Here is a 14,658-nt window from a genome sequence, read left to right on the forward strand (position 1 = left end):
TAGGCACCAAGACTAAAAAAAGAAATCATATTAACCTAGCAATTTTATAAGGCAAAAGTGGAATAAATAAATTAATCCTTTTCTTTTTTTCTATTATTTAATTTTAAATGAAAACGTGTTATTGTGGAAGTGGGCCGTACAACTTTTTTATTGCAAAATTAGGAAACTGAAGAATCCTTTGAGAAATTAGTCGATAGGAGGAGAAAGTTTTGCGGATTGTCATTATTGGTGGAAGCGGTCACATTGGGACTTATCTTATTCCAAGGCTTGTAAGCGCAGGACACGAAGTAATAAACATTAGCCGGGGAAAGAGTTCTCCATATCAATCCAGTCAAGTATGGAATGGTGTACAACAAGTGGTTTTAAATCGAAGTGGGGAGGAAAAAAGCGGCCAGTTTGGCAAAAAGGTCCTTGAGCTCAATCCCGATGTAGTCATCGATTTAATTTGTTTTTCTCTTGAAAGTGCAAAACAATTAGTAGAATCACTTGAAGGGAAAATCAAGCACTTTATTAGTTGTGGCACAATATGGGTTCATGGCCATTGCAAGGAAGTGCCTGCAACAGAAGAACAATCGCGTAGTCCATTTGGTGACTATGGGATACAGAAGGCTGAAATTGAGTCCTATTTACTCGCAAAAGCTAGGCGGGATGGTTTTCCAGCTACTGTCCTTCATCCAGGCCATATCGTGGGCCCTGGCTGGGTGCCGTTAAATCCGGCTGGACATTTTAATCCACAAGTGTTTGTCAATTTAGCGAATGGGGAAGAGATTTGTTTACCTAATTTCGGCTTGGAAACGGTTCACCATGTGCATGCCGACGATGTAGCACAGGCTTTCGCAAAAGCAGTTGAAAATTGGAATGCTTCGATTGGAGAAAACTTTCATGTCGTCTCGCCAGCTGCATTAACCTTGCGAGGATACGCAGAAGAAGTAGCATCCTGGTTTGGTCAATCAGCAAAACTAAATTATTTACCTTGGAATGAATGGCGTCTTACTGTAGATGAGAATGAGGCAAATACGACATGGGATCACATCGCTCATAGTCCAAACTGTAGTATTGAAAAGGCAAAGCGTCTTTTGAATTATCAGCCTCGTTACAGTTCCTTAGAAGCTGTTCGTGAATCAGTCATGTGGCTCATTAATCAAGGAGTTGTTAGGAACAATTAATTTATAATTTTATCATTCTTTATTCTATTTATTAACTACAATATTGGAGGAATAGAAAATGAATTATCGATTACTTGGAAAAACAGGCTTAAAAGTTTCTGAAATAGGCTATGGAGCTTGGGGGATTGGGAACAGTGGATGGCTTGGCGCTAAAGATGATGAATCCTTAAAAGCGCTGCATAAATCAATCGACCTAGGTCTAAATTTTATTGATACCGCATTAGGTTATGGGAACGGCCACAGCGAGCGTTTAGTGGGACAAGTAATGAGTGAACGTCAAGAAACGATCTATGTATCTACAAAAATCCCACCTAAAAATAGAATTTGGCCGGCACAGCCAGGGGTTCCATCCACCGAAACATTCTCTAAGGAATATATTATTTCGTGTACAGAGGAAAGTTTACGAAATCTTGGCATTGACACTATTGATGTTCAACAGTTTCATGTTTGGTCAGATGAATGGGTAAATCAAGGAGATTGGCAGGAAGCAATAGAACAGTTAAAGAAACAGGGGAAGATCAAATATTTTGGCGTTTCGATTAATGACCATCAGCCTGAAAATGCTATCAAGCTCATTGAAACAGGTCTTGTTGATACAGTTCAAGTCATTTATAACATTTTTGACCAAAGCCCTGAAGATGCCCTTCTGCCAGCTTGCGAGAAACATAATGTTGGAGTCATTGTTCGTGTCCCTCTAGATGAAGGCGGTCTCACCGGTAGAATTACCCCCGAAAGCCAATTTGAAGAGGGGGACTTTAGAAATAATTATTTTAAGAATGAAAGGAAACTAGAGGTCTACAACCGTGTCCAAAGTATCCTCACAGATTTAAATATTTCGGCCGATGATATGGCTGAAACAGCATTAAGATATATTCTAAGTCACCCTGCTGTATCAACAGTAATTCCTGGAATGCGCTCCATAGGAAATGTAGAAAGAAACTGTAAGGTTGGAGACGGAAAGGGGCTTTCTTTAGAAACCGTTGAGAAATTAAAAGCTCATAGATGGGTTCGTAATTTTTATCAAGCTTAGTAATAAAGGAGAGTTATTTAGAGATCCATCATTCATTTTAATGATGATCTTTTTTTAAAACAGGGAATTTAGTAATAGCTAAATCATAGTAAATTCTTGATATCAGGAGGAATAAAAATGGAGAAAACTGTATTAAAAACGAAAACTCTACCACTAAACAAGGTTAAAATTAATGATCCATTTTGGTCTTATTACATTAACTTAGTTCGGGACGTGGTTGTTCCCTATCAATGGGACGCCCTTAATGACCGAATTGCGGATGCAGAACCGAGCAGCGCGATAAAAAATTTTAAGATTGCCGCAGGAGAAGCAGAGGGAGAGTTTCATGGGATGGTCTTCCAAGATAGTGATGTGGCTAAGTGGCTTGAAGCGGTTGGATACTTGCTTTCGGTAGATAGAGACGAAGAACTTGAAAAAATCGCAGATGGAATTATTGATATTATTGCAAAAGCCCAATTGGAGGATGGATATTTAAACACCTATTATACATTAAAAGAGCCTGGGAAACGGTGGACGGACCTTAGTGAATGTCATGAATTATATTGTGCTGGTCATATGATTGAAGCTGCGGTCGCATATTATCAAGCAACAGGGAAAAGAAAAATATTAGATGTAGTCATTAAATTTGCTGATCATATAGATGATGTTTTTGGCACAGAACCTGGAAAGCTTCGTGGTTATGATGGACATCAAGAAATTGAATTGGCGTTGATAAAATTATACGAAGTGACCTCAAACGAAAAATATTTACGATTAAGCCAATATTTCTTAGAGGAAAGAGGGAGAAAACCGCATTTTTATGAGGAGGAATTCGAAAAAAGGGGTGGTACTCATCATTGGCCAGATTCCTGGATGATTCGAAACAAGGAATACAGCCAAGCCCATAAGCCTGTCAGTGAACAAGATAAAGCCATTGGTCACGCAGTTCGATTCGTTTATATGTGTACTGGAATGGCTCATTTGGCTGCTGAAACCGGTAATAAAGAAATGTATGAAGCAAGTAAAAGGCTTTGGAACAATATGGTGACAAAGAATATGTATATCACTGGCGGGATTGGTTCGCAAAGCCATGGAGAAGCCTTTTCAATAGATTATGATCTTCCAAATGATACGGTTTATGCGGAAACTTGTGCTTCTATTGGGTTAATTTTCTTTGCGCAGCGAATGCTGCAGGTAGAACCGAATAGTCAGTATGCTGATGTAATGGAAAGAGCTTTATACAATACAGTACTAGCCGGTATGGGGCACGATGGAAAAAGCTTTTTCTATGTGAATCCGCTTGAGGTTTATCCACATGCCTGCGGGTCGAATCATATTTACCACCATGTGAAACCAAGTCGTCAAAGATGGTTTGGTTGTGCCTGCTGCCCACCGAACGTAGCGAGGCTGCTCGCTTCCTTAGGTCAGTATGTTTATACAGTTCGTGAAAATACAGTGTATACTCATTTATATATTAGCGGCCAGGCTGAAATTGAGCTGGACGGAAACCGGCGACTAATATTAGAACAAGAGACAAATTATCCATGGAGTGGCAACATACAATTCACCATTAAGGCGGATGTAGAATCTGATATTACTCTTGCGCTGCGTATCCCGGATTGGTGTGAGAACGCAGAAATCTCCATAAATGGTGAACTGCGTTCAGTATCTGGTCTTGTAAACGACGGTTATGCAATGATAAAGGGTACCTGGAAAACAGGTGACCAAATCAATTTGGTTCTATCTATGCCGGTTGTACGTATGAAAGGACATCCACTAGTACGTCATACGGCAGGAAAAGTTGCCCTTCAAAGAGGTCCACTCGTATATTGCTTAGAAGAGGCAGACAATGGTTCAAATCTGCATCAACTGTTATTACCTTCAGATGGAAGGCTTGAAGTAGAGGAGGAAAACCTGCTTGGTGGAATGAAGGTGATTACAGGAGAGGCAATTAAACGGAAAACAGAAAATTGGGGTCAAGCTTTGTATAGACGTAACGTAAATGTAGAAGCAGAAGCAGTATCCATAAGGTTTATTCCGTATTTTGCTTGGGCTAATCGTGGATTAGGTGAGATGCAAGTGTGGGTCAACGAAAAAGAAACACTTTAGCGAATAGACCTTGAGGGTGCTTTACCTTCGAGGTCTTTCAATTTCATTCTTTCGTATAATATAGAGGAAAAGAGGCTGAACCAAAAGGTAGTTGATGAATAATTTTTGCACACCCTGTTGATTGGAGCGGAAGGCGCGAAGATCCTGCGGGAGTAAGGGGCAGGGGAGACCCCGCAGGCGCTTAAGCGCCGAGGAGGCTTCCCGGACCGCCCGCGAACCGCTCGCGCCTGGAGCGGAAATCAACAGACTAGTTTAAAGTAGAAGAAAGAAGGTGCCCCTAAAAGTTATACTTTTGGGACACCTTCCATTTTTATTCAGCTCTTACATCATATATTATTCTTGCGATAATGTCCTGATTATAATTTCCAAAATTCTTACCGTAAATGGTTAAACCACCAATATCGCTTTTATTATCTAAAGCTAGTTTTAATTTAATTTCAGACTTTCTGTTTAGACCAATATCTTTTAGAGTGACATCCGAAATACGAAAGCCATCGATAAATGTTCCATTTTTATTGATGCGAAGAAGCTTAAGTAAGCCATATTGATTTAATTCAATAGGCCACCAGTTGGGATTATAAATGCCTTTTACTCCTCCAAAGTCACCTGGTGATGTCCAAAAACCTAATTCAATATCATTAATATAAAAGTAAATGTCAGATGGCCAGTCGTTATTGTAGCTTGGGGCTTCGGAACTTAATTCAAAACTAAACTGCAATTCATTAAATTCCTGATTCGCTTTAAGATAATTAGGTATTCGATATTCAAGAAATCCTCTATTTAGCCAGATAATTCCTGCATTTATATGCTGGGGATCAGCAAAATAACGCGGGTCATCAAATTCACCAATGATGGTATCTTTTGTTGCCAGACCACAAGTAGGCTCCGCATGAAAATTACAGTAATGTCCCACTTCTATATGGTATTCATAAAAATTCTCCACGGCTGTTTTATTTTGCAATTCGACCGTTAATAAATCCTCATTTATATAACAAATTTTTTGATTCCCATGTTTGCCTACAGCAGTAGTTATTGCAATTAACCCACTTTCCTCTAACTTTTTTATGTGCATGGTTATTGCACCGTTAGATAGATTTAATTTTTGGGCTATATCATTTAAATTAAGACTTCCATGGTTAGATAATAGAGTTAAAATTTCTAAGCGTATTTCGGAACTCAAAGCTTTAAAAACATTTATTCCAGATTGCAATTCTTTGATATGAATCATAACACTCCCCCCCTTTAATACAATTTATTTTAAATAAGCATAAAATAAAATAAGGAAAATGAAAAGGGGAATGAAGAAAATAAATAATCATAGACAAAGGAAATATATTAATAGATTTTAGAGTATAAAAAGAAATATGAGGATTTATATGAAATGTTATTTTATTAAGAAAACGAATACATTTTATATTGACATAAAACAAATAGGTCATTATTATATAATTATGTAAAATAATTTAATTTTTCATAAAATAAAATGTTCTCTCCTTCTTGTAAACTAAAAAACTACCATGAATATAAAAGAGGAAGTAACGATTTATTTTTTGGACAATTAGATAAAAAAGATAAAATACATAATTGAGAGGATGAAGATGATGACTCAAAAGGCAAAAATGATACTTGAAAAGGATTTTAAAATCTCGGAGATTGATAATCGTATATATGGTTCTTTTATCGAACACCTTGGACGTGCGGTATATGGCGGGATCTATGAGCCAGGTCACCCTCAAGCAGATGAAAATGGATTTAGACAAGATGTTATTGAAATGGTAAAAGAACTACAGGTTCCGATTGTCCGTTACCCAGGTGGAAACTTTGTTTCAGGTTATAACTGGGAGGATGGCGTAGGACCAGTCGAGAATCGCCCTCGCCGTTTAGAATTAGCTTGGCGTACAACAGAAACAAATGAGATCGGTACCAATGAGTTTATGAAGTGGGCCAAGTTAGTAAATGCTGATGTAAACATGGCTGTTAACTTAGGAACACGCGGGATTGATGCAGCAAGAAACCTAGTGGAATATTGTAATCATCCGGGAGGCTCTTATTATAGTGATTTACGTATTTCACACGGTTACAAAGAGCCACACAAAATTAAAACTTGGTGCTTAGGAAATGAAATGGATGGTCCATGGCAAATTGGTCATAAAACAGCAGCAGAATATGGCCGAATTGCACAGGAAGCAGCTAAAGTCATGAAGTGGGTAGACCCAACAATTGAACTAGTTGCATGTGGAAGCTCTTCCCGAAATATGCCAACGTTTGCTGAATGGGAAGCTACCGTTCTAGATCATACTTACGATCATGTTGAATTTATCTCACTTCATCAATACTATGGAAATAGAGACAATGAAATTTCAAACTACTTGGCACTGTCGCTTGAAATGGATGACTTTATTCGTTCTGTTATTTCTATTGCTGATTATATTAAAGCTAAAAAACGCGGTAAGAAGAATATTAATCTATCATTTGATGAATGGAATGTTTGGTACCACTCCAATGAGGCTGATAAAAAAATTGAGCCATGGAGCATTGCACCACCACAACTTGAAGACCATTATAATTTCGAAGATGCTTTATTGGTTGGTTGTATGCTAATCACAATGTTAAAACATGCTGACCGCTTAAAAATAGCATGTCTTGCTCAATTGGTAAACGTAATTGCGCCAATTATGACTGAAGATAATGGAGAAGCATGGAAACAAACTATTTTCTATCCTTACATGCATACATCAGTATTTGGCCGTGGAGTTTCCTTAAATCCTATTATTTCTAGTCCAAAATATGATAGTAAAGATTTTACTGATGTTCCTTATCTGGAGTCAACAGCAGTATATAATGAAGAAAACGAACAATTAACAATCTTTGCTGTAAACCGCCATCTAGAAGAAGGTTTACACTTAGAGTGCGATATTCGTAACTTTGAAGGATACAAAGTCGTTGAACATATTGTACTTGAAAACGATGACCTAAAACAGACTAATTCTGCTAAGGGTACACCTGTTGCTCCTCATTCAAACGGCAATGCTACAAGTGAAGGCGGCTCAGTTACTGCAGTGTTGCCAAAATTATCTTGGAATGTTATCCGCTTAGCTAAAAAATAATTTTTAAACAAAACCATATCTTGCTAATGCAAGATATGGTTTCTCTATATTCAAAAACTAATAATGAGCGCTTGTTGTATGTTGGGAAATAGTTAAATATGAAAGAACGTGTGGTGCATTTAAATGACTGAAATTATTGAAGGTAAAGAAGGGGAAGATACTTTAATTGCATTTGTAATGGGGTATTTTACGGAATCTCCAAATGAGGAAGGCAACCAGTTTTCTTTACATTTAGCTTACAGCTACGATGCTCTGAATTGGATCCCACTTAATCAAAATAACCCTGTTTTGATACCAAATATAGGTGAAAAGGGGATGCGTGATCCGTTTATATATAGAAAACATGATGGAGAATTTGTTGTACTAGCAACTAATATGTGGAATAGTGAATTCTTAATATGTTATGACACGCCAGACTTAATAACATTCAAAAATGAAAGACTTCTACGAATGAATAACACTGAAATGCATGCTTGGGCCCCTGAAGTATTTTTTGATCAAACAAGAGATGAATATGGCATCATTTGGTCTGGTAATACCGACCGAAATCGAATTTATGTCAATTACACAAAAGAATTTAAGGAAGTAAAGGATCCCGAAGTGTATTTTGATCCTGGATTTAATGTGATTGATGCATCAATCGAACAATATGATGGTACTTTTTATTTGTATTATAAGGATGAACGAGATACTAGTGACGCTAGGGAAGATGGTATGAGAATTAAAGGATCAAGATCAAACTCCTTAGAACCGCGTAGTTTTGATAACCATATATTTACTGATCCCATAGGTGTTCCTAAAATTGAGGCCCCAATGATCATTAAAAAGTTGAACGAAAATAGGTGGTATCTATATGGAGACTCCTATTACCCGATAAATGGTAAATTCTGTGCTTGGGAGACCGAGGATTTAGATAGTGGCAATTGGAATCCAATAAGTGGACGGAATTATAATACTCCATTAAATGTTAAGCACGGTTCGATTGTTAAAATAGCTCAAATGGAATTAGATAGCTTGATTGAGTATTGGGGCGGGACACCAGGATGGAATAGATTAAAATCCTATAGTCATCCTGATCAATTTATCAGAATCAAGAAAGATACAATTGAATTAACAGCCTACCCCTTTGATCCATTTATTGAATCGCAATGGAGAATAATTCCGGGATTAGCTGATAATAACGGCATTTCCTTTGAATCGCTTCGTTATCCCGATCACTACTTAACCCAATCTAATTTTCAGCTTATATTACAAAAAGATATTGGAACAAGTCAATTTAAAGAAGATGCGACGTTTATAAAGGTTGATGGGTTAGCGGACCCTTCCTATTCTTCATTTAAGTCATATACTTATCAGGACCGATATATTAGACATTACGAATTTCAGCTGATTTTAGAGAAAATTAGCAGTAATATCGAAAAGGAAGCTGCTACTTTTGAAATTTGTTTTTAAAAAAGAAGGAGCTGGGAATACTCATGAAGCATCATACCTTGGACTCTTTCCGATAACTCAGCAATATATGAAGTTGATAAAAGATAAAAAACCCCCTATTTGGTACAACTCCAATAGGGGGCTTTTTAGAGGTAATTATTTACATGCAGATTTATTTACAAATCCTCAATTTTTTTACTTGTTACTGGTCCTGTTGAATTTCTTATCACCAATTCAGGTTCGTAAACAATGGAATGCTGATTACCTTCTATACTTTGGTGTTCTACAGCTGCAACGATCCATTTTGCTGCTTCAATTCCCATTTGCATTTTAGGGTGGGATACGGAAGTCAGCTTTGTTTCTGTTGCCTCCGCTAGATAAGAATCATCGTAACCTACAATTGAAATGTCTTCAGGAACTTTTAAATTTAAGTCTCTTAATACGTTTAATATAAATAATGCAACCTGGTCATTATAGCAAATGATTCCCGTTGGCCTTGAGTTATTTGAAGTTAATAAGTCTTCCAGTTTTCTTCGCAAGGAATCCAATTCTCCAGTGGAAAAAGTAAGAATCAAATCAGGTGACAAGGAGAGATTATTCTCCCTATATGCCTGTATATGGCCTTGCATCCTGTGTACTCCCTGTAGGTCGTCCGATTTAAAGATACCCAATATTCTTTTATGTCCAAGTTTGATTAGATGCTCAGTTGCAATAAACCCTCCTTTTTCATCATTAACCATTAGATGTGGAGGATTTAATTGTGCATAAAATTGGTTAATCATTAAATAGGGGATATTTAACTGTTCTAATTCCAAATAATAATTAATATTAGGATTAAAGCTGCTGCTTTTTGTCGGTTCAATGATGAGACCATTAATATTTCTGCTGAGCATACTTTCCAAACATTGTTTTTCTTTTTCAATGTTATTATCTGTACATGAAAAGGTTAAGGAATAACCTTTTTCTGTTAAATATGATTCTATCCCTTTAATAATGGAGGGAAAAATATAATCAGATATATAGGTTGTAATAACACCGATGTTCTTATTATTCACAGCCCTGCTATGTTTTTGAGTAGGGGTATTAATCGTTCGATTAGAGCAAAATGTACCGGCTCCCTGTTCTCTATATAACCATCCTTCATGTACCAAATCCCCTACAGCTTGGCGAACGGTATGTCGACTAACACCAAACATTTTTACAAGTTCATTCTCGGAGTATATTTTATCCCCAGGTTTAATTTCCCCGTTCGTAATCCATTCCTTTATCGTGTCTTTCAGTAAAAGCTGCTTAGTTTTCTTCTGCATAACTTACCACGCTTTCAACACTTAATAACTTATACGTACAAATTCATTTTTAATGTTAATTATACATCATTACGGTAAAAAGTATATAAAATCAAGGGCTCACTATACTAATTTATTTCTCTATTTTGAATGGTTAATTTAATCTGTTATATAGGTGGGTCGTTTCATTACAGTTATAAACAATCTCTCCCTTAGTGTTTGATTATAAATTTAGGTTCAATCTTAATATTTATCAGTAATTTTTTGCGTGCTAAAATCACGTTATAAACCTTAATAATTAAAGGAATAAGCTTGTTTTTATATGATATTACTTCTATGAAAGAAAGGAAAGTATCTGAGGAATTTGTAAAAACTGTTTTTAAAAGAAAGGATGAGGGACTAGTGAAAGTGGCAATGAAGGTAACAATACCAGTCAAGCACGTTTCAGTAGAAGATCATTTCTGGAAAAAGTATAAACAGATTGTTGCAAATGAACAACCGTGGAACCGGGGAAATACGTGTTTGGATCTATGAATTTTAATAGTAAATGAAAAAACCTCCATTCATCAATGAAGGTTTTTAAAAATTTCATGTAACAATACACTGGTCTTTAAGGGGAAATGTAGAATTTCTTATCACCAATTCTGGCTCATAAACTGTCGACTGCAAATTGTTACTATCATGGTCTCGGTTTTCAACAGCAGATACAATCCATTTTGCAGCCTGAATACCCAACTCAATTTTTGGATGGGTAACACTTGTAAGTTCTGTTGCTACAGCTAAAAACGAATCATCAAATCCTATAATTGATATATCTTCAGGTACATTTAGGTCTAACTCTCTAAGACAATTTAAAACTGAAATTGCAATTTGATCATTATAACAAATAATTCCAGTAGGCATTACATCAGAAGTCAATAATAGTTGTTTTACTTTTTCAATTAAAGTTTCATTCTGTTCCTCTGTAAAATAATTAATCATCAACTCGGGTGATAATGGAATGTTATTTTCTCTATGAGCCTCAATAAACCCTTGCATACGATAAACACCTTGCAGGTCATCTGCTTTAAAAATACCAATAATTTTTTCATGACCGAGCTTAATTAAATGTTCTGCAGCTAAAAATCCGCCCTTTTGATCGTTAACAATGATATGAGGCGGGACCAATTGAGGATAGAATTGGTTAATCATTAAATATGGTATGTTATTTTGTTCCAGCTCCAAGAAAAAATTAATATTAGGATTGAAGCTCCCGCTTTTAGTAGGTTCTACAATAAGCCCGTCTATATTTCTGCTAAGCATGCTTTGCAGACATTGCTTTTCTTTCTCAATATCATTATCTGTACAAGCAAAGGTTAATGAATACCCTTGTTCAGTTAAATACGATTCAATTCCTTTAATAATAGAGGGGAAAATATAATCGGAAATGTAGGTGGTAATTACACCGATATTTTTACTATTAGTATTTTGGATTTTATTTTCGGGGAGTTTTTGATGCAATTTTTGACCTGAACAAAAGGTCCCGGCACCTTGCTCTCTATATAACCATCCCTCGTGGACCAAGTCACCAATGGCTTGTCTAACGGTATGTCTGCTTACTCCAAACTTTTTGACAAGTTCATTTTCAGAATATATCTTCTCGCCTGGCATCACTTGACCACTTGTGATCCATTCAGTGATTTTTTCTTTAACCATATTATATTTTGTTTTTTGTGCCAACTAATTGCACCTCCTTGTCCTGTACGAACAATTACAAACTTATCCTTACAAGTATCATTTAAGAATAATAATATCAAAAAAACGATTAATTTTCCATTGATAAAATTAGAAAAATATTAATATTTTTTTAAAAATTTTAAAAAATTACTTTAGATAATAATTATTTGATCAAAAATCGTCAGTATATTCTAAAAATCTTGTTGACATGTACGAACGAGTGGATTAATATAAAAGGCAAGGAATACGCTTTCATTATTCTTTCTAACACAAATATAATCTGATAAGGAGGAAATTGGTAGATAAAGAGCATCATATACGTACAAATTTGAGACAACTAAGAATTCTTTTTATCTTGTAATTCGTATTTTATCAATTTTAACGATTTAGCTTTTGGAACGTGTAAGTCCTAAGATGAAAATTAATTAAACTTGAGGTGTATACAATGAAAAAAGAGTTTGCTAGTCCTCGTAAATTAATATCTGCAATATTAATCTTTTTACTCGTCTCTTCTTTAGCGCTGACAGGTTGTAGCTCCAAGTCTTCATCAGGTGAAACTAAAACAGCAGATGGAAAAACAAAATACACGATGTGGACATTTGTACAGGTTCATGCTGATTATTGGAAAGATGCAGCAGAAACTTGGAACAAAAACCACCCTAAACAACAAATTGAATTAAAAATAAACGTATTACCTTTCGATCAAATGAACCAAAAGTTACAAGTGGCATTGAACTCAGGAAATGGTGCTCCTGATATTGCGGACGTTGAGATTGGTCAATTCGCTAAGTATACAAAATCTAAAAACCCTCCTTTTGCAGACATCACTAAAGAAGTGGAACCTTTCGTTCCAAACTTAGTGAAAGCTCGTACAGATAACTATACGGTAAATGGTAAGGTTTATGGCTTAGATTACCATGTAGGTACCACTCTTGTTTATTACAATATGGATATTATGAACAAAGCTGGTATTGATCCTGCAACAATCAAAACATGGGATGATTATATTAATGCCGGAAAAATTGTTAAAGAAAAAACTGGAAAGTATATGACTTCTGTTGAAACTAATGCTAGTGCAGTATTCACTGCAATGGTTGCTCAACAACATTCCGATTTGGTAAAAGATAGTAAATCTAATCTTGATACACCCGAAAATGTAAAAGCACTTCAAACACTTCAAGATATGCTTTATAAAGATAAAATTGCTAAACAAGCTGAAGCTGGGATGCAGGATAATGAAGAATATTATGCGGCTTTCAACAAAGGTGAATATGCATCAGTTATTATGCCTGCATGGTACATGAGCCGAATGGTTTCATTCATGCCTAAACTTTCTGGGAAAATTCATATTGAAGGACTTCCAGTCTTTAAAGACGGTGATTTACGTTCTGCCGGACTTGGTGGAACCGCAACTGTTGTAACAAATCAAGCGCATGATAATGCTTTAGCTAAAAAATTCGTAGTAGAATCAAAAGCAGGAAAAGAAGGTTCTATTAAAACTTGGACAATTCTTGGTTTCGACCCAATTCGTTCTGATGTTTGGACAAGTCCTGAAATGGAAGCAAAAAATAAATATACAGACTATTTTGGAACAGATATTTTCAAACAAATGGCTGTATTGAAGGATGAAGTAGGTACTTTAAGTTTTACTAACAATAGTTACCCGATTATCTCTGATGAGTTCTTAACAAATGGGATGCCTAAAATTATGAAGAAGCAGGCAAATGTAGATGATACTTTAAAAACAGTTGATTCAGCCGCAGACAAACGAATTTCTGCTGGTAAATAATGATCATTTATTAAGCGGAAGGAGGAGGGAGGCTTTCCCTCCTTCTTCCGTAACATTAATAAGACAAAATTAGACATGCGTCAATTGAACTTTTAAGGAGTGAATTAGTATGTCCTCGAGTATGGTACAAATTGATAAAAAACCGCGGATTTCAACAGAAGCAAAGAAAAAAATTAACATGCAGAAGGTTGCTCCCTATATTTTTGTCTCACCGTTCATTATTGTCTTTGCCCTCTTTTCTTTATATCCATTTATGAATTCTATCATTATGAGTTTTCAAAGAATTGAAGGCATGAATGAGACAACATTTATAGGTTTACAAAACTATCAACGTTTGATTACTGACCCGGTATTCTACAAGGCATTATGGAATGTTGCAAGATATACATTTTGGACCATTCTTATCTTAATTCCATTACCACTGATTCTTGCCATTGTTATGAATCACGAAAACACGAAATTTAAAGCTCTATTTAGATCAGTATTTTTCCTGCCAGTTTTAACTTCAACAGTTATTGTCGGATTAGTATTTAAATTTGCATTCAGTAAAGAAGCTACTGGTGTGTTCAACAGCTGGCTTGGTCACTTCCATATTGGACCTATTGATTGGTTAAATGGTTCAGGCACTGGTATGTTTGCTCTAGTACTTGTTTGTGTATGGCGCTGGACGGGTGTTAATATGATCTACTTCCTATCCGGGCTTCAAAGTATACCGAAGGATCTTTATGAATGTGCTGAAATTGATGGTGCAACTACATGGGTTAAATTTAAACATATCACACTGCCAATGGTAAAACCGATCACAACTTATGTTTTAACAATCTCAATTCTAGGTGGATTCTCTCTCTTTAATGAAACTTATGTTTACTGGGGTGCTGCATCGCCGGATAATATTGGGACAACGTTTTTAACCTACATTTATAAATCCGCCTTTAGTGATGGAGACTTGGGTTATGCATGTACGTTGGGTGTCGCCATGTTTGTTATTGTCGTTGTAATCAATTTAATTCAAGTTTCAGTTAGAGGCTTATTTAAGGAGGATTAA

11 protein-coding genes are annotated in these 14,658 nt (G+C 35.9%); 8 read left to right on the top strand and 3 right to left on the bottom strand.

Annotated elements, in window-relative coordinates; translation table 11 throughout:
* Nucleotides 1-209: 209 nt before the first annotated feature.
* The 3 genes from ACZ9EE_RS21975 to ACZ9EE_RS21985 all read left to right on the top strand — a co-directional run bounded on the left by ACZ9EE_RS21975 (nucleotide 210) and on the right by ACZ9EE_RS21985 (nucleotide 4,284).
* Entirely contained in the window at nucleotides 210-1,166 is a 957-nt protein-coding gene (locus tag ACZ9EE_RS21975; protein WP_476030556.1) for an NAD-dependent epimerase/dehydratase family protein, read from the top strand.
* Between the two features lie 58 nt (nucleotides 1,167-1,224).
* Nucleotides 1,225-2,196: an aldo/keto reductase gene (locus ACZ9EE_RS21980; RefSeq protein WP_476030558.1), complete on the top strand. Its 972-nt coding sequence runs from the start codon at nucleotides 1,225-1,227 to the stop codon at nucleotides 2,194-2,196.
* A 117-nt stretch (nucleotides 2,197-2,313) separates the two neighbouring features.
* The gene (locus ACZ9EE_RS21985; RefSeq protein WP_476030560.1) at nucleotides 2,314-4,284 is read left to right on the top strand and encodes a glycoside hydrolase family 127 protein; all 1,971 of its coding nucleotides are present in this window, start codon (nucleotides 2,314-2,316) and stop codon (nucleotides 4,282-4,284) included.
* A gap of 310 nt (nucleotides 4,285-4,594) precedes the next feature.
* On the opposite strand, the gene ACZ9EE_RS21990 is transcribed toward ACZ9EE_RS21985, so the two are convergent.
* Nucleotides 4,595-5,512 (bottom strand): ArsR/SmtB family transcription factor, encoded by a 918-nt coding sequence (locus ACZ9EE_RS21990; RefSeq protein ID WP_476030562.1) that lies wholly within the window; start codon nucleotides 5,510-5,512, stop codon nucleotides 4,595-4,597.
* Between the two features lie 370 nt (nucleotides 5,513-5,882).
* Here ACZ9EE_RS21990 and arfA point away from each other — a divergent pair, with 370 nt between their 5' ends.
* Nucleotides 5,883-7,391, top strand: a complete 1,509-nt coding sequence (gene arfA / locus ACZ9EE_RS21995; RefSeq protein WP_476030564.1) for an arabinosylfuranosidase ArfA — start codon at nucleotides 5,883-5,885, stop codon at nucleotides 7,389-7,391.
* A gap of 123 nt (nucleotides 7,392-7,514) precedes the next feature.
* Nucleotides 7,515-8,843: an AbfB domain-containing protein gene (locus tag ACZ9EE_RS22000; protein WP_476030566.1), complete on the top strand. Its 1,329-nt coding sequence runs from the start codon at nucleotides 7,515-7,517 to the stop codon at nucleotides 8,841-8,843.
* A 155-nt stretch (nucleotides 8,844-8,998) separates the two neighbouring features.
* Here ACZ9EE_RS22000 and ACZ9EE_RS22005 read toward each other — a convergent pair whose 3' ends face one another.
* On the bottom strand, nucleotides 8,999-10,129 hold the full coding sequence (locus ACZ9EE_RS22005) for a substrate-binding domain-containing protein (protein ID WP_476030568.1): 1,131 nt from the start codon (nucleotides 10,127-10,129) through the stop codon (nucleotides 8,999-9,001).
* A gap of 315 nt (nucleotides 10,130-10,444) precedes the next feature.
* Between ACZ9EE_RS22005 and ACZ9EE_RS22010 the strand changes: the two genes are divergently transcribed.
* Nucleotides 10,445-10,642 (top strand): hypothetical protein, encoded by a 198-nt coding sequence (locus ACZ9EE_RS22010; RefSeq protein WP_476030570.1) that lies wholly within the window; start codon nucleotides 10,445-10,447, stop codon nucleotides 10,640-10,642.
* A 54-nt stretch (nucleotides 10,643-10,696) separates the two neighbouring features.
* Here the strand turns inward: ACZ9EE_RS22010 and ACZ9EE_RS22015 are convergent, their stop codons facing one another.
* Nucleotides 10,697-11,827, bottom strand: coding sequence for a substrate-binding domain-containing protein (locus ACZ9EE_RS22015; RefSeq protein WP_476030572.1), 1,131 nt, complete (start codon nucleotides 11,825-11,827; stop codon nucleotides 10,697-10,699).
* A 442-nt stretch (nucleotides 11,828-12,269) separates the two neighbouring features.
* On the opposite strand from ACZ9EE_RS22015, the gene ACZ9EE_RS22020 reads away from it, so the two are divergent.
* Nucleotides 12,270-13,613 (top strand): ABC transporter substrate-binding protein, encoded by a 1,344-nt coding sequence (locus ACZ9EE_RS22020; protein WP_476030575.1) that lies wholly within the window; start codon nucleotides 12,270-12,272, stop codon nucleotides 13,611-13,613.
* Between the two features lie 121 nt (nucleotides 13,614-13,734).
* Complete coding sequence (locus ACZ9EE_RS22025; protein ID WP_476030577.1) at nucleotides 13,735-14,658, top strand: carbohydrate ABC transporter permease; 924 nt, start codon at nucleotides 13,735-13,737, stop codon at nucleotides 14,656-14,658.

This window comes from Bacillus sp. URHA0034 (assembly GCF_056280405.1).